16 protein-coding genes and 1 pseudogene are annotated in these 15,751 nt (G+C 59.6%); 9 read left to right on the top strand and 8 right to left on the bottom strand.

The annotated features are described in order from the left end of the window. The first annotated feature begins 7 nt into the window (after positions 1 to 7). Positions 8 to 715 carry an SDR family NAD(P)-dependent oxidoreductase gene (locus J2X71_RS35520; RefSeq protein WP_310389920.1) on the top strand — a complete coding sequence of 236 codons (708 nt, stop codon included), beginning with the start codon at positions 8 to 10 and terminating at the stop codon, positions 713 to 715. Positions 716 to 765: 50 nt separating this feature from the next. Further along, a complete protein-coding gene (locus J2X71_RS35515; protein ID WP_310389918.1) occupies positions 766 to 1,260 on the top strand; it encodes a lipocalin-like domain-containing protein in 495 nt (164 codons plus the stop codon). A 225-nt stretch (positions 1,261 to 1,485) separates the two neighbouring features. On the opposite strand, the gene J2X71_RS35510 is transcribed toward J2X71_RS35515, so the two are convergent. Further along, positions 1,486 to 2,397, bottom strand: a complete 912-nt coding sequence (locus J2X71_RS35510) for an NmrA/HSCARG family protein (RefSeq protein ID WP_310389916.1) — start codon at positions 2,395 to 2,397, stop codon at positions 1,486 to 1,488. A gap of 100 nt (positions 2,398 to 2,497) precedes the next feature. On the opposite strand from J2X71_RS35510, the gene J2X71_RS35505 reads away from it, so the two are divergent. Next, positions 2,498 to 2,935: a winged helix-turn-helix transcriptional regulator gene (locus J2X71_RS35505; RefSeq protein WP_374108228.1), complete on the top strand. Its 438-nt coding sequence runs from the start codon at positions 2,498 to 2,500 to the stop codon at positions 2,933 to 2,935. A 40-nt stretch (positions 2,936 to 2,975) separates the two neighbouring features. On the opposite strand, the gene J2X71_RS35500 is transcribed toward J2X71_RS35505, so the two are convergent. Next, entirely contained in the window at positions 2,976 to 3,896 is a 921-nt protein-coding gene (locus J2X71_RS35500) for a LysR family transcriptional regulator (RefSeq protein ID WP_310389914.1), read from the bottom strand. Between the two features lie 167 nt (positions 3,897 to 4,063). On the opposite strand from J2X71_RS35500, the gene J2X71_RS35495 reads away from it, so the two are divergent. From J2X71_RS35495 to J2X71_RS35485, 3 genes and pseudogenes are all read left to right on the top strand, one after another. After that, positions 4,064 to 5,056, top strand: a complete 993-nt coding sequence (locus J2X71_RS35495) for an MBL fold metallo-hydrolase (protein ID WP_310390136.1) — start codon at positions 4,064 to 4,066, stop codon at positions 5,054 to 5,056. Positions 5,057 to 5,081: 25 nt separating this feature from the next. Then, positions 5,082 to 6,164 (top strand): annotated as a pseudogene (locus J2X71_RS35490) (aldo/keto reductase). A 54-nt stretch (positions 6,165 to 6,218) separates the two neighbouring features. After that, positions 6,219 to 6,803, top strand: coding sequence for an intradiol ring-cleavage dioxygenase (locus J2X71_RS35485; RefSeq protein WP_310389910.1), 585 nt, complete (start codon positions 6,219 to 6,221; stop codon positions 6,801 to 6,803). Positions 6,804 to 6,900: 97 nt separating this feature from the next. Here the strand turns inward: J2X71_RS35485 and J2X71_RS35480 are convergent, their stop codons facing one another. After that, positions 6,901 to 7,641, bottom strand: a complete 741-nt coding sequence (locus J2X71_RS35480) for an SDR family oxidoreductase (protein WP_310390134.1) — start codon at positions 7,639 to 7,641, stop codon at positions 6,901 to 6,903. Positions 7,642 to 7,720: 79 nt separating this feature from the next. On the opposite strand from J2X71_RS35480, the gene J2X71_RS35475 reads away from it, so the two are divergent. Continuing rightward, complete coding sequence (locus J2X71_RS35475; protein WP_310389908.1) at positions 7,721 to 8,401, top strand: TetR/AcrR family transcriptional regulator; 681 nt, start codon at positions 7,721 to 7,723, stop codon at positions 8,399 to 8,401. Between the two features lie 107 nt (positions 8,402 to 8,508). On the opposite strand, the gene J2X71_RS35470 is transcribed toward J2X71_RS35475, so the two are convergent. The 5 genes from J2X71_RS35470 to J2X71_RS35450 all read right to left on the bottom strand — a co-directional run bounded on the left by J2X71_RS35470 (position 8,509) and on the right by J2X71_RS35450 (position 13,243). Next, positions 8,509 to 9,147, bottom strand: a complete 639-nt coding sequence (locus J2X71_RS35470) for a methyltransferase domain-containing protein (protein ID WP_310389907.1) — start codon at positions 9,145 to 9,147, stop codon at positions 8,509 to 8,511. Then, complete coding sequence (locus tag J2X71_RS35465) at positions 9,144 to 9,782, bottom strand: VTT domain-containing protein (RefSeq protein WP_310389905.1); 639 nt, start codon at positions 9,780 to 9,782, stop codon at positions 9,144 to 9,146. The genes J2X71_RS35470 and J2X71_RS35465 overlap by 4 nt, the downstream gene beginning before the upstream one ends. A gap of 3 nt (positions 9,783 to 9,785) precedes the next feature. Then, on the bottom strand, positions 9,786 to 10,769 hold the full coding sequence (locus J2X71_RS35460) for an oxidoreductase (protein WP_310389903.1): 984 nt from the start codon (positions 10,767 to 10,769) through the stop codon (positions 9,786 to 9,788). A gap of 255 nt (positions 10,770 to 11,024) precedes the next feature. After that, entirely contained in the window at positions 11,025 to 11,876 is an 852-nt protein-coding gene (locus J2X71_RS35455) for an SDR family oxidoreductase (RefSeq protein WP_310389901.1), read from the bottom strand. Between the two features lie 53 nt (positions 11,877 to 11,929). After that, a complete protein-coding gene (locus J2X71_RS35450; RefSeq protein ID WP_310389899.1) occupies positions 11,930 to 13,243 on the bottom strand; it encodes an MFS transporter in 1,314 nt (437 codons plus the stop codon). A 163-nt stretch (positions 13,244 to 13,406) separates the two neighbouring features. On the opposite strand from J2X71_RS35450, the gene J2X71_RS35445 reads away from it, so the two are divergent. Together J2X71_RS35445 and J2X71_RS35440 are read left to right on the top strand one after the other, a co-directional pair. Then, the gene (locus J2X71_RS35445) at positions 13,407 to 14,381 is read left to right on the top strand and encodes an AraC family transcriptional regulator (protein ID WP_310390132.1); all 975 of its coding nucleotides are present in this window, start codon (positions 13,407 to 13,409) and stop codon (positions 14,379 to 14,381) included. A gap of 80 nt (positions 14,382 to 14,461) precedes the next feature. Beyond that, the gene (locus J2X71_RS35440; protein WP_310389897.1) at positions 14,462 to 15,556 is read left to right on the top strand and encodes a GSU2403 family nucleotidyltransferase fold protein; all 1,095 of its coding nucleotides are present in this window, start codon (positions 14,462 to 14,464) and stop codon (positions 15,554 to 15,556) included. Positions 15,557 to 15,751: the final 195 nt, after the last annotated feature.

Raw genomic sequence — 15,751 nt, 5'->3', positions numbered from 1 at the left:
GGGGCGGATGCCATTTACCGTCGTCCCCTCATCGTGTTCTGTCCACCTCTCGCAAGAGGTCGATGAAGGCCCGAAGCGGGGATGGGACGTGCCGGCTACGCGGGTAATAGAGGGCCAGACCAGGCGTCGGCGGGCACCAGTCATCAAGTACCGTCACCAGCTGACCGGACCCGAAGAGATCGACCGGCACATAGCCACCAACCTTGCTGGATCCATCCATCTGATCCGCGCAGCACTTCCCTTTCTTCGAAGGCAAGGCGGCGGGCGGATCGTCCAGGTCTCGTCCGAAGGAGGGCAGATCGCCTATCCGGGCTTCAGCCTCTATCATGCAACCAAGTGGGGCATCGAGGACTTTGTCGAGGCCGTGGCACAGGAAGCGGCGCCTTTCGGTATCGACTTCATTATCGCCGAGCCGGGACCGACCGGCACGAATTTCGGAGCCAATCTCGTCCGCGCAACACCGATGGATGCCTACAATGAGACCCCTGCCGGCGCCGTTCGCCGGGCGATCGCTGAGGGCAGCTTCGAGATCAGGGGAGATGCGGCGCGCACCGTAGCCGCAATCCTGTCGGCCGCCGAGAGCGAAACACCGCCACTGCGGCTGGCGCTGGGTAGCACGGCTTATTCCTCTATTTCACAGGCGCTTTCCGCGCGCTTGCATGCTCTTGAGGCACAGCGAGAAGCGGCGAATTCCGCCGACCGACAGGGCCTGTGAACCGCAGCAGCGGCACGGGGACACCGACCTCGAACACGAAAGGAAACAAAATGTCCGTTCGATCAGCTATATTGGTTCTCGCCTTAATCATTTCGTCCTCTGCCTTCGCGCAGACCGCTACAGAAAACCAGGTCGTAGGCACCTGGCGCATGATGTCGGCGACGATCGATCCCGGCGGGCAAAATATCGCCGCCTATGGAGAAAACCCCAACGGTCTTCTCGTCTTCACTCCCGACATGCACTTCGTCGAAGTCCTTACCGACGCTGACGTCCCGCGGTTTGTTTCCAATGCTCGCGGTGAGGGGACAGATGATGAAAATCGCATGGCGATGTCACGCAGTATCGGTTTTTTCGGAACCTACACCGTTGATGAGAGGGGAGAATTCAGCGGCAACCGTGTCGAAGGGGCGACGTTTCCGAACTGGGTTGGCAGCGTGCGAACACGCAATGATCTAAGGCTGATTGTTGAAGATGATCGTATGACGGAGCAATTCCGCAGGCCGGAAGGCACTGAAATCAGAATCGAATGGCAGCGCGTCAAATGAGGTACCGGAGGCCGGGCCTCAAGCAAAGTCCCGATCTTGTGAGCGTAGCCCTTCCAACCGCCTGAGGGCGAAGTCGATCCTGAGCAGGAATGTCATGCTCTTCCATCGTCGTTCCATGTCCAAGGCAGGGGCCGCCGTAACTGCGCTGGTTCTTTCAACGCCTCAAATCATGACATGCGCAGCTTTCGCTGCCGGAGGGATCGATCCCTCCGGCTGTTTCATGCGTCATCGCAGTCCGATACTTGACGGTTCCGCGCTGAGTGCGTTTTCAAACAACGTTTTTCCTGGACCGGCAAGCCACTGTTCCAATCTCAACATGGGTCCGAACTCGCGTTCGAGGGCAGCGATGTCTGCGATCCCCGCGACCACGCCGTTGTCTACGAGAGCAGTCAGCCGTTTCAGAAAGTCGTTCTCGCTCAACAATTCCTCGGAAAACCGCTGGTAGCGAGTAGGACGTCCTGCGGCATGCGAGAATGCGTCTTGTAGATCCTTTCCTGTGATGTCTTGTCCAGATAGCTCGATGACCTGGCCGGCATAAATATCAGGTTCGCACAGTATCTGCGCGTTGATGCGACCAAGGTCATGGAGTGCTATCATCTGCATCGACTGATCCGGCCGCATGAAGTAGGTAAAAACGCCGGTGTTCAAACCCATTCCCGGGAGCATCATCATCTCCATGAAGCTGGCGGGGCGGGTGATCGTCGTGGCGATTGGCAAGCTGCGAACGTAGTCCTCGATGCGAGACTTGCTGTCGAAATGACCCATACCGGTGTGGCCCTTCCCGGCAGCTCCGGTCGAGGAGTAAACAAGATGAGCAACGCCATTGGACACCGCGCTGTCAGCGACAGACTTGCCCTGCTCGACTTCCTGTTCATCCGTAAGCAATCCCGACGGGGAGCTCGTCTGCACGCTGAAAACGCCACGGATTCCTTTCATCGCGAGGTCGATCGATGCGCGATCGAACAAGTCACCCACCGCTAGGCTGACACCGTCCGCGGCAAGAGACTTGGCCTTTTCGCTGTATGGGTCGCGAACGAAGGCGCGAACTCCGCGGCCTGCTTCGAGCAGTGCCCGAGTCACCGCTCCCCCTTGCTGGCCTGTCGCTCCGAACACGAGAAACTCCGGCGTATTTGACATGTTAGTTCTCCTTGGTAACTTACGTAGTTACCATGTGGAACAATTGGAAAATGCGCGCAAGACGGCACAATTTTGGTCCTCGGGCACACGAAGATAACCAATGGAAATGTCTGACGGAGGTTTAATGCCACGCGAGATAAACGGCCGACCTGTGATCGAAACGCCGCAAGGGCCGGTTCTGACCCCTTGCGCCCCCGGCAGCGTGCTGGCTCGCCTGGGAGACAAATGGACGATTCTTGTCGTATCGATGCTATCGCTTTCCCCCGATGCGCCCATGCGGTTCGGCGCCCTTCGACGCGGCATTCCCGATATCTCGCAGCGTATGCTGACGCTCACTCTTCGCAATCTTGAGAGGGATGGGCTGGTCGCGCGGCATTATTACACCGAACTGCCGCCGCGAGTGGAATACGAGTTGACCGATCGCGGAAAATCGATGCTCAAGCCGCTCGCCGGATTCACCGACTGGATCCGCGACACATGGCAAGACATCGAAGCCGCCCGTAGAGAGTTCGATGCGGCCGAACAACGCCGGATTTAGAAGAAGCTCCGATTTTGTCTCTACGCAAGCTGCGGCCAAATCACCACGGGGCGAGGGCGTCCTTCGCCTTCCAGTCGTAGCTCCTCATGTAGTCGAGAAATGCACGCATGGCTGCGCTCGGGAGGCGGCGGCTGGGGTAGTATAAGAACCAGTGTGGCAAGGTGGGACTCCAGTCGGACAGAAGCTCCACCAGCCGGCCGCTCTGGATATACGGTTTGGCGTAGTCGTCGAAGACATGGGCGATGCCTCTGCCCGCAAGTGCCGCTTGCAGTTCATTGTGCGCAGAGCTGACCGTCAGGCGGCCCGTCGGCGTAACTTCGATATCTTCGCCGCCCTCGTTGAACCGCCAGGTGACGAGCGTGCCACCCGGGAAACGACGCCGTACACAATCGTGGGCGCCGAGTTCATGCGGCGTCTGCGGCCGTCCGCACCTCGCGATATAGTCAGGTGAAGCGACGATTGCATAACGAAGCGCGGGTCCAAGCGGCAGCGCAATCATGTCCTGCGCCAGCTGCTTACCGAACCTGACACCGGCGTCGAATCCCTGTTCCACGATATCGATGACGGCCGCATCGCTGATGATCTCGATCCTCACCTCGCGATAGGCATCCATGAAGTCCAATACGAGCGGGCAGAGAAAATGATCGACGGCCGGTGCGGGAGCGTTGATCCTGAGAGTCCCGGACGGACTGTCCCGTAAATCGTCGACCTCCGCTATGGCGAGCCTGATGTCGCTCAACGCAGGTGCCAGACGCTCAAGAAGGCGCTGTCCTGCCTCCGTCGGGAACACGCTCCTCGTCGTTCGATTGAGGAGCCGGATACCAAGAGCCTCTTCCAGGGCGTTCATCGTTTGGCTCAAGGCCGATGACGAGACCCCTCGCTCGAGTGCTGCGGCGCGGAACCCGCCACAGCGCACGATGGCGACGAAGACGTCGAAACTGTCTAGACGAATAGGGTCCATTGAGAAGTATTTCTAATCAAGCTGATAAACTTAACGCAGGTTATCAGATCAATCGTCCCATGTCATGGTTGTGCGGATTAAGTTCGCGTTCTGGCAAATTCCTTTTGCCGGTCATGTCCGATCCAGGAAAACGAAGCGGAGCGCACCCAATGAAGAAGGGGAAACCGATGAATGCCTTCACTCTCAACCGACGAGCCATCATGCTGTCCGCCGTCGCAGGCGCATCAAGCGTGCTCATCCCAAGCCTGGGTGGCTCTGGCAGGGCCAACGCGCAGGCCGCGTCTTCGGTGAGCAGCAATGCTGGTCACTACCGTTTCCGCGTTGGCGACATCAGCGCGACTGTTTTGAGCGATGGTGTGATTGGTGGCCCGCCCCGCGTCTATGCAAGCAACGCGCCGGAAGCCGAGCTTCAGGAGGTCCTGCGGCAAGCATTTCTGCCGACCGACCACATGACGCTCAATCTCAACACGCTGCTGATCGAGACCGGCGGCCGGCGGATTCTGATCGAGGCTGGCGCGGGCAAGACCATGGGCCCGAATGGCGGGCGCATCTTCGATAACCTCGCGGCGATCGGCCTCAGTCCTTCGGACGTTGACGCGATCGTCATCTCCCACACCCATCCCGACCATGTCGGCAATCTGAGAACCGCAGACGGCAGCAAGGCCTTTCCCCGCGCCACTGTATTCGTTCCGAAGGCAGACTGGGACTTCTTCGTCCGAACCGATCCGGACCTCTCCTACATGCCGGTCCCGGAAGAATTCCGCCTGCGCTTCGCAGCGAACATCAAGAACAGCCTCCAGCCGTTCATGGACGATGTCGAGCTCTATGAAGCCGGCGCCGAGATCGTGCCGGGTCTGACGACGATCGCCGCCTTCGGGCATACGCCGGGCATGGCGACCTTCCTCGTCCATTCAGGGAGCGACCAGTTGCTGCTGACGGCAGACCTTGCCTATCACCCTGTCGTCAATGTCGACAATCCCTGGCTTCCCGGCCCGGACCGCGACAAGGAGACGGCTCTTTCCTCCCGTCGGCGCATCTTCGACAGGGCGGCTGCCGAGCGCATGCCCGTGCTTGGCTTCCACTATCCATTCCCTGGTCTTGGCCGGATGCTGAAGACCGATGGCGGCTACGCCTGGGTTCCCGCCAACTGGCAGTTCTGACGGTTAACGAAACAGGAGAGATCCCATGGACCAGTCGAATATCAATAGGCGCGGCTTCCTCGGCACGATGGGTGCGGCTGCAACAGGGCTGGCACTCGCCGCTCACGCCACGGCGCAAGCCCAGGAAACGAATGTTGCGTCGCCGACCACGGGATCAAACCCGGACGTGCTGACCCGCACCTTGCCGCGTACCGGCGAGCGTGTCACGGCCCTCGGCCTCGGCACCTTCCTGACCTTCGACCTCTAGCCCGGGGATCGCCGCGAGGCTCTTCGGCAGGTCTTCGAACGGTACGTCGCCGCGGGCGGTCGCGTGGTCGACACATCGCCGCTCTACGGCTCGGCCGAAGTCAGCGTCGGCCAGTTTATGGGAGAGTTTGAAGGCTCAGACGAGATGTTCCTCGCCAACAAGGTCTGGTCGACAGGGGAATATCTCGGCGACGAAAGCCACGCCGTCGAAAGCTTTCGGCAATCGCGCATGCGGACCTGGCGCGCCGCGATCAATCTCATGCAATGCCATAGCATCACCAATGCGCCAGTCGTCATCCCGCTGATGAAGGCCTGGAAGAAGGAGGGCCTCATCCGCCATGTCGGCGTGACCCATCACGAGTCGGTGGCACAGGACCAGTTATTGGCGATTGTCCAGCGCGACGAGGTCGACTTCATTCAGACGAACTACTCGATCTTCAACCGCGATGCCGAGCGCCGCCTGCTCCCGGCCGCCGCCGACAAGGGCGTTGGCGTCCTGATCAATCTGCCGCTCGAAAAGGCCCGCCTGATGAAGGTGGTCGAGGGGCAGCCGCTCCCCGGCTTTGCGCAGGAGTTCGGGGCGACCAGCTGGGCGCAGTTCTTCCTGAAGTGGGTCATGGCGCATCCCGCGGTCAGCACCGTGCTGTGCGGCACGTCCAACCCCGACCACATGAGCGACAATGTCCAGGCGATGACGGGACCGCTACCTGACGAGCGCATGCGCGCCCGCATGGTCGCACATATGGAAACGATTCCCGGCTTCGGCTCCATCGCCACGATGCCGTGGTATCCCGGCAAGGAGAATATGTATTCCGGCCTGATCCGTGAGGCGCAGGCGAATGCCGCGCAACGCCTACGGTAAGGCCGCCTGGACCAATTCGCCATCATCCTAGAACAAATCACTTGGAGGCCAGCCTTGCCTTCCACCAGACGTTCGCTTCTGACTGCCTTTCTGACGCTCCCTCTTATTGACGTAGCGAGAATGGACGCGTTTGCGCAGGCCCCTCCCGAACTGCCGCTCACCCCTGCATGTGACAATGAAGACGAGCTGACGCTCGAACGGGAAGCCGGTCCCTTCTTCAAGCCGAACTCACCGGTCAATCGGGATCTCTATCCGGATGCGCCCGGAGGGGAGCGAATAACCGTCGCGGGTTTCGTGCTCGACAATCGCTGCCGGCCGCTCGGCGGCAGTCTCGTCGAAATCTGGCACGCGGACGAAAACGGCGACTATGACAGCGTGGGTTTCCGTCTGCGCGGACACCAGTTCACCGATTCCCAAGGGCGCTGGTGGTTCAACACTATCGTGCCCGCGCTTTATCCCGGCCGTACGCGGCATTTCCATTTCAAGGTTCAACGCCCCGGTGGGCGCGTCCTCACCACTCAACTCTATTTTCCCGGAGAGGCCAGAAATGCGGGAGATAGGCTGTTTGACGAAGCGCTGCTCCTCGAAATCAAGCAAACCGGTGACGGAAGCTTCGGGCGGTATGACTTCGTGACCTGACAGAAGACAGCCGCCGGAGAGGATAGGGTTCAGTTGCGATACGAGCTGAAAGCCGGATGCCGTAAGACACGACGTCCGGACAACGCGAGGCCCAAGATCAGGCGTTGAAGCCTGCATCTACACTGAGAACTGCACCCGTAATCAGATTTGCACCTGGACCTGCCAGAAACGCGACGGCGCTGGCGACTTCGCGGGGCTCGCCAAACCGGCCGAGCGATGTGAGGCTCCGCTGATAATCGGCATTCTCGCCATTGGCCGGGTTCATGTCCGTGTCCGTTGAACCGGGGAGAACAAGATTGACGGTGATGCCGTGAGGCCCGAGTTCGCGCGAAAGGCCTCGCGTGAAGGACAGTAGCGCCGACTTCGACATGGCATAGGTCGTCACGCCCGGGAAAGGCACGCGCTCCGCCAGAGAGGAGCCGATCGAGATGATCCGGCCTCCGGATGACAAATGTGGGATCGCCGCCTGAGCGAAGAGGACGGGCGCGCGAACGTTGACGTCAAGCATGGCCTGCAGGTCGGCGAGTGCCAGATCCGCGGTCATGCCGCCGGTTCCGATGCCGGCACTGTTGACGAGAATATCGAGCCCTCCAAGGGTGTCCACCGTCTCGCTCACGGCGCGACGGATGGCGTCCGGGTCGGCGCTGTCGGCCTGAATGGCAAGCCCGCGCCGGCCTTTTTCCACGATCGTCTGAGCCACTGATGCAGCCCTGTCTGCCGAGCGTTGATAGGTGAACGCGACATCTGCGCCCTTCTCGGCGAGCGCAATCGCGATCGCGGCACCTATACCCCGGGAACCACCATTCACCAGGGCACGCTTTCCAAGCAATTCCATCATCATTTCCTTTATGCAGTGATCGATGCATAAATAGGTAGCGGCATTGCAAATGGTCGTCAACTGATTTATGCAGTGGTCGATGCACAATGATGTTTCAATCTACCCCAACCGCTCAGAGCCGACCCGCCGCTCACGCGGGCGCCCGCGGGAATTCGACCGCCAAGCCGCGCTTGCAGCGGCGACACGGCTGTTCTGGATCAAGGGTTATGAGGCGACCTCGATTGCGGACCTGACGGAAACAATGGGGATCGGGACCAAGAGCCTTTATGCGGCCTTCGGCTCGAAGGATGCGCTCTATGCGGAGGCGCTCAAATATTACTACACAACGTACGAAGGGTTGGTCTGGACCCGCTTCAGGGCTGCTTCGACAGCGAGGCAGGCCGCACTGCTCTTTCTCCAGGATTCGGCGATCGCCATGACCGGTGGAGATCTCGATCTACCCCATGGGTGCATGGCGACGCTCGCGACCGTGGGCAGCGAAGGACATGCCGAACTGGACGAACTCATGCGCGCGACCCGCGCCGGCGGCTTCGACCTCCTCAAGGCCCGCTTCGACAGGGCGAAGAGCGACGGTGACCTCAAGGCCACGGCAGACACGACCAAACTGGCGAGATTCGTGCAAACGGTGCAAAGTGGGATGGCGATCCGCGCCCGCGACGGAGCGGATCGCGATGAACTCCATGCTGTGGCGGAAATTGCGCTTTCTGGCTGGGACCATATCACCGGCACCATCGATCACCGGATGCAGGGCAAGGCGTAATCCCATTGACTGAGTGCTGAAGGAATGCTTCAGGCTGTACTGGAATGTCCGGTGCTCGCCGGATTCAGCCGGAACAGGAATAGCAATGCAGGTGGAGCTGCTGCTCGCTAGGATGGAGCTTTCTGGCCATCGAACATTAGATCCTGATGCGCCGGTTCGAATGTCCTCCGCGGTCGTCTTCGGCTAATACGATAGACGGCGGCGGGTGGAATATTGGCGAGGGTGCAGCCGACATACGTCGCCTTCAGGCCGAGACGGTCGAGCAAAGGTCTGGCGATCGGGCATTTCGGCCCGTAAGTGAATTGGTAGAATGCTCCACCCGGGCGAAGATGCGAAAATGCCCCCTCCAGGATAGCATGCACTTTGCGCAATGGCATCGATAGAAGAGGAAGTCCGCTGACGACAGCACCCACAGGGGCAAAGGCATGAAGCGGCAACTTGCGCAACTGTGTAGCATCCATCTGGACGGTTTTTGCGGTTGGGAAGCGATCGCTAAGTTGGTTGGCAAACTCAGCACCATACTCGACCAGCACGAGATTTTCTTCAGCGACACCTCGATTCAGCAATGCTTCCGTAAAAACGCCTGTTCCCGGACCCAGCTCAATGACTGTGCCTGTGTCCGCAGAAATTTCGGTCGTCATGAGTGAAGACAACGCGCGTCCTGATGGCGTAACCGAGGCGACGCGAAGGGGAGCGGAAAGCCACGCCCGAAAAAACAAAAAGGCATCAGCAGTCCCGTTCGTCATCGCTCGCTGGCTCCCGGAGTAACGCGCACCGCATATCGTCGCTGAAGCCGCCATACCAAGGCCACAAGTCCCTCTGCGACAACAAGCAGGATCAGTATCTTCAGTGCGAGCGCGGATGAATTGATACCCGGAATGACCAAAACAGCCAGATAACCTGCGGCGATGAACAAGCCGTTCCACAAGACTATGCCGACTGCTACGCCAGCGACAAACCGCAGCGTACTTGTGCCCAAAAGCCCCGCCGCGACCGGCGCGATCAGCCGCACAGTGGGAATGAGTTGCAACAGGATCGTCAGCGCTTGTTCCCGGTCGCGCAGGGAGGACAATGTCCAATTGATACGCGGCCGCGACATACCCATCCATCCGCTCACCGAGTAAAGAAGCGCTTTAGACCGCTTTTGGCCGACTGCTCGTACGAGAAGATAGAGACCGAGCGCTCCAATGGAACTTCCGACCGTCGTCCCGATGACGGCAGTTTGAAGCGACCAGACCTCGTCGTCGGCCGCGATACCGATGGCGACGAGAACGCCATAGGAGGGCAGGGCAGGCAAGAAACGCTCCGCCAGACCGATCGCGAAGAGACCGAATATGCCGTATATCGCAATCCAGTCGACAAGATTTCCGAGCGGGTCCATCTCTTACCCCTCCCGCGCGATCGTTGTCGCGCCTGGGCCAGAGAGCTCTGGAGTGGGAGCCTGGGCATTGAACGAAATGCCCGTGAGTTTTTCCGAGATTTCCCACAGCTTTTGCGCCACATGCTTTTCCATCGCCTGGCGCGGAATTTGTGCTTCCGTTGGATGTCCACGGGTCTCGCTGAGCCTGTCGGGACCGTAATAGCCGCCGCCTCGGGCCTCTGGGGATGTGGCTGCAAACAACGTCGGCAGCGCACCCTGTGCAACGGGCTGGAATAAAAACCACAAGAACGTCCTGAGGAGGCCTTGAGCACTGTGGCGCCCAGGGGCATTGTGAAGCAGATCGGTGCGCGACACGCCTGGGTGGGCAGCGATACTGGTGACACCCCAGCCTGCCTCTTCACTTCGCCGTTGCAATTCGAAAGCAAACATCAAGCAAGCCAGCTTCGACTGACCGTAGGCAAGCATCGGCTTATAGTGCCGCTCCCATTGCAGATCGTCGAAGTTGATTGCGGCGCTTGCGCTTCTAACAGCAACGCTGGAAAGCGTGACGACGCGTGGGGCTTGTCCAAGCTTGAGCAGCGGCAGCAGGTGGCCCGTCAGGGCAAAGTGGCCGAGATAGTTGGTGCCGAATTGCAGTTCGAAACCATCCTTCGTCGTCTGACGCGTCGGCGGCGTCATCACGCCGGCGTTGTTGATGAGCACATCGATGTGGTCGCGGGTTTCTTTCAGCCTCCTCGCAAGCGCCTCGATCGAAGCGAGGTTGCCGAGATCAACAATCTCCAGAGTGACCGATGCTTGGGGCGCCTGTTCCTTGATGCGACGGATCGCCTCGGCACCCTTCGTCGGATTGCGTCCTGCGATGATAACGTCGGCGCCAGATCGAGCCAGCGCAAGCGCGTCTTCGAAGCCCAGACCTCCGGTGCCGGTGATCAGGATCGTCCGGCCCTTTTGAGACGGCATATCGTCAAGTGTCCACGGCTGTGACATCAGCAAATCCTTCTGTTTCTGGTGGGACAAGATCGCCCGCCGAAGACGCATTGTTCAGGCGCGCGTCTTCGGCGGACAGGAGGCCGCCATGGGGTGAGGCGACCTTTCGCGCATCCGGACCGGGACGGTTCCGGGTCCGAGCCTATTCGATCGCGTTATAGGCTTGCCGCGACCTCACCCGTTCGCTGCATCCACGGCGAATATTCGGGTGCGATCCTGCTGGCTGCGAGGCAAGTTCGCCGCAGCGGTCATCCGTCATGCGATACCGCCGTTTGCAAAGACGTTTTGGCCATCGATCCACGCCCCGTCCTGCGAGCAGAGGAGCCCTATGACATTGGCGATATCTTCGGGCTGGCCCAGCCGACGAAGCGGCGTTGCTTCGGGTATGCCGCGAAGCGCTTCCTCCCCGTGCTGGCGCAGGAGTTGGGTATCGACAGCGCCTGGTGATATTGCATTGACCGAGATGTTACGGCCGCCCAGTTCCTTGGCGAGAACGTTTGAGTAGATCTCCTGCGCCGCCTTGGTTGCGGCATAAGCTGCCGTTCCGGGAGGGCTCATTTTGATGATGCTTGAGCTCAGGCTGATGATCCGGCCACCATCGCGAACCCGTCGCGACGCCTCGCGCAGGACATTGAAGCTTCCCTTGACGTTGGTGGCCATCATCCGGTCAAAGGCCGCGTCGGTCATTTCAGCGAACGGACCGACATTCATGATGCCGGCATTGTTGACCACCACGTCCACGCCGCCGAACGCCTCGTCATTGGCGTCGAATAGCGCCTTGACCGCGGCCGGGTCTGCAACGTCCCCCTGACGAACGATGGCACGACCGCCAGCCGCCTCGATGTCACGAACGACCGCTTCGGCAAGATCCCGGTTCGTCAGATAGTTCACCGTCACAGCATACCCGTCCCGCGCCAAGCGTCGTGCGGTCGCGGCGCCAATGCCGCGGGAAGAGCCAGTGACGATCGCACCACGCTTGTCACTTGGTTGAGCGATAGCGCCAGTATCTGACGATTGGGCCGATGCAATGCCGCTCATGGCGATGGCGGATGGCACGGCCGCCGCCAGCGCGAGGAACGTGCGCCGGGAATTGTCTGTGTTGGCCATTGGAATATCTCCTAAGAAGTTTCGAGTGTTCAGCCGGCAGCGGCGGTTTGCGGTCAGGGTTGGCGAAGGAAGGCGCCAACCCTTTGGTTTGCGATGAGGAGAGTGATGCCTGCCAGCATGGTCGACAAAGGCACGATCAACAAGCCAAGGCCGAGGCCGTTTGAAATATCGGCTGCGCTGGCAGCATCGCTGACAATGCCAACGATCAGAGGGCCAAGTGCAGGCCCGAGGAGGCCGCTTCCGATCATGACGAGGCTGGTCGCCTGCGCCTGACGTCCAGAACCGGCGATCAGATGCGCGGCGCCGAAGCCCCAGGGCAACATGAATGAAAATGACAGCATTCCAGGCACGAAGAGTGCAATGGCCATCCAGCCGGTCGGTGCAAACAGCGCCGCAGTTGTCGTTACGCTGGCGATCAAGAACAGAATTGCCGGCGGGCCGAGCACCTTGCCGGTGCCTGAGCGAACCGCGAAATCAAACCAGCGTCCGCCGCCCAAAGTCCCGATAATGCCCATCAACCCTTGCAACATGCCGAACGAAACGCCGACCTCCGTCGCGGTAAAACCATGGGTGCGGATCAGAAACGGTATGGAGAAGGCATAGAAAGGCGCGCCTGCGAAGCCCAGGAAAATAGTGCCCGCGAACAACCAGCGGAACGCCGGGGATGATAACAGGTCAAGGCTGGTTTGCAGAAAGGGTTCATTGCGAGAGGCGGTTGTCGGAAGTGGAGGGGTGGGGCCGGCAACAACGATGGTCACCAGCCCGATCAGGATTCCAATAGCTCCAGCACCGATCAAAACGACGCGCCAGCCGAAAACATCTGCGATCGCGCCGCCGGCGGCAAAGCCCACCATGGTGCCCAACGGGATGCCCATTGCGAACAGGCCGATTGCCAGACCGCGTCGCTCCGGGCCAATTTTGCGGACGATGAGAGCGTGACCTGCCGGCACTGCGCCAGCCTCCCCGAACGCAACGCCGAAACGTGTGAGGGCGAGGAACATGAAACTGGCGGCAAAACCGCCGAGTGTCGTCATGACACTCCAGATCAGGACGCAGGACACCAATACGAGCCGGGGAGACCCCCGATCTGCCGCTCGGGCGAGCGGCAATGAGAGGAGTGCGTAGCAGACGGCAAACGCAAGGCCGGTGAGCAGGCCCATCTCCGTGTCGGTCAGTTCCAGATCCGCTTTGATCTTTTCCGCCAGGATGAACGGCAATATTCGATCGATCTGGGAGAACGCGTTGATCAGCAAAAGCACAATGCATACGGCGGCCATCCGCAGGCCTGTTACGTATTCCCTGTTGGACGCAATGGGCGGCGCTCGTGTCTCTAAGGGATCTATTGACCGGGCGACGATTTCTGTCATCTTGAGGTTCACTCCTCGCTTGGTTGCACCCTTAAGCTAGATGGAGTGTCCAATGACCAGAATGCCCGAACCTTCAAGAAACTTGCCTATTCCTGCAGGAGAGGCGATGATGCCGGCGAGGACCCACGTCTTACCGTGGCCTCTGAAACAGCCGGAGCCCCGTTTGAATTCTCCATTGCTATCAGCCGTAACGGCCTACATTGAAGACCAAGGTGGCGGGCAGGGCCTGTTTCCGACGGCCATAGAAGGCTTCAATATCGTCCGCTCGTTTCAGTCGATGATGCCCATGCGCAACATCTATCGGCCGTCGCTTTGCGTCGTCGTTGAGGGCGGCAAAGAGCTGCAGCTTGGAGAGAAGCTGCTGCGCTATGGAACGATGGAGTGCCTCGTCGTCAGTGTGGGAGTACCAGCAACCGGTCAGATCGTCGAGGCGAGTGAGGAGACACCATACGTTGGTGTGATGATTGACTTTGATGTGGCGGCCGTAAGGGAACTCCTCGAACAATTAGAAGCGCTCCCTCTGCAGTCGGACGCATCAGGTCCATGCGCCTTCGTCGCGAAGGTCGATCAGCCTTTGGAAGATTGCATCCTTCGTCTCGTTCGGTTGCTGGCGACACCGAAAGCGATTCCTGTTTTGGCACCTTCGATCGTCCGGGAGATCTGCTACTGGTTGTTGAGCGGGCCGCATGGCGGCGAAATCTGCAAGCTGGCCTTGCCGGAGTCGAACATTGAGCGCGTCGTCAGAGCTGTATCAGTCCTGCATACCAATTTTGCAGAAACGCTTCGGGTGGAAGAACTGGCTGAAATTGCGCGGATGAGTCCGTCATCGTTTCATCAACATTTTAAGGCGCTGACAGCTATGACACCTCTCCAGTTTCAGAAACAACTTCGCCTACTGGAGGCGCGCCGACTCATGGCAACCCAAGCTGCGAGTGTCGCCGAGGCCGCCTACAAAGTCGGATATGAGAGCGCTTCTCAGTTCAGTCGAGAATATTCGCGAGCCTTCGGTGTCGCACCCAAACAAGATGCCTTGAAACAACAACAACTCCAGGACCTATATGCTAGCCGTACCGTGCGTTCAGCGGAGTGCATTAGCGGAGCCGCCGATATAGCGGTTCGGGTTGGTTCAAGGCGATAGGGCTAGCATCCTATCTTGCGGCCTATTCTCTCGACCGTTATACTGTTTTTGAAAAACGGTATAACGCCGGAGCCAAGCCTATGAAGCCCATCGACCTCATGTATCAGACGATGCTCGCCGAGCTAGGTCAGCGCTCGCTCGACGCCGCTTGGACGGCCGATTTCCCTCCGGAAGGTCGGTTCACCCCGGCGAACATCAAAGGGCGCAAGTACTGGTACTTCGACATCCCAGATGGACATGGTGGCACGAAACGTCGTTACGTCGGTTCTGCTGATGATCCGGATATCGCGCAGCGCGTAGCTGATCATAAGCGGGACAAGGACGATCTACGCGCTCGCAGGCGCTTGGTAAATACCCTCACCCGCGAAGGCGGGATGATTGCCCCTGACGCCATGTCGGGCGACATCGTCGAGGCTCTTGCCGATGGCGGTCTTTTCCGGCTCCGGGGTGTTCTCATCGGCACGGTAGCCTTTCAGTGCTATTCGGGACTGCTGGGGGTCCGGCTTCCCATGGCTGCAATCCTGACGGGCGATGCGGACATCGCCCAGGACTATGCCATCAGTCGGGAGGTTGAAGACAGCCTACCCCCGATCGTTGAGCTGCTGCAGGGCGTCGACGCCAGCTTCCGGCCAGTTCCGCATCGATCGGGGTCCGCGGCCTCGTCGGCGTTTCAGAATGCGGACGGCTACCGGGTCGAATTCCTGACGTCTAACCGCGGTTCGGATGACTACATCGACCAGCCGGCGAAGATTCCCGCCCTTGGTGGCGCCAGCGCGGATCCATTGCGCTTTCTCGACTTCCTCATAAGGGAACCTGTCAGGACAATGCTGCTCCACCGAAGTGGTGTCCCAGTTGTCGTCCCTGATCCGTCCCGCTATGCGGTCCACAAGCTCATCGTCGCCAGTCGCCGACACACTGACGGGCAGGGGCCGGCAAAGCAAGAGAAGGACATTCGTCAAGCTGCGTTGCTCTTTGAAGCCCTGCAGCAGACAAGGCGATCTGCTGACTTGGCGTTCGTCTACAACGAAGCATGGGAACGCGGGCCCGCGTGGCAAGAAAGTATTCGAACCGGGGCGGGAATGCTGCCGGCACAAGATGCCGAGCGGTTCAGCGCGGTCCTGATCGAGGGCGCAAAAAAAATCCGCGAAGAAATTGAACTTCCGTTTGGGGAATAGTCCGTCCTCGGCTTCGAAAGCCAAGCAGTTGATTTCATTCGAAGTGGAGACAAATCTGGTGCCGAGAGTTCGAGTCCGCTCAAGAGCAGCGATCTGAATATGTCCATACCGAAGACATAGGTAACAGAACGTACCTAACACATGGGTGACAACCTCGTGCCGAGCGGGTTGTCGATGGTTTGCAAAGTCCTCTGT

This window comes from Rhizobium sp. 1399, assembly GCF_031455475.1.
Taxonomy (GTDB): Bacteria; Pseudomonadota; Alphaproteobacteria; order Rhizobiales; family Rhizobiaceae; genus Rhizobium.
The sequence above is the reverse complement of the archived record's forward strand: the minus strand, read 5'-3'. Positions and strand labels throughout refer to the sequence as shown.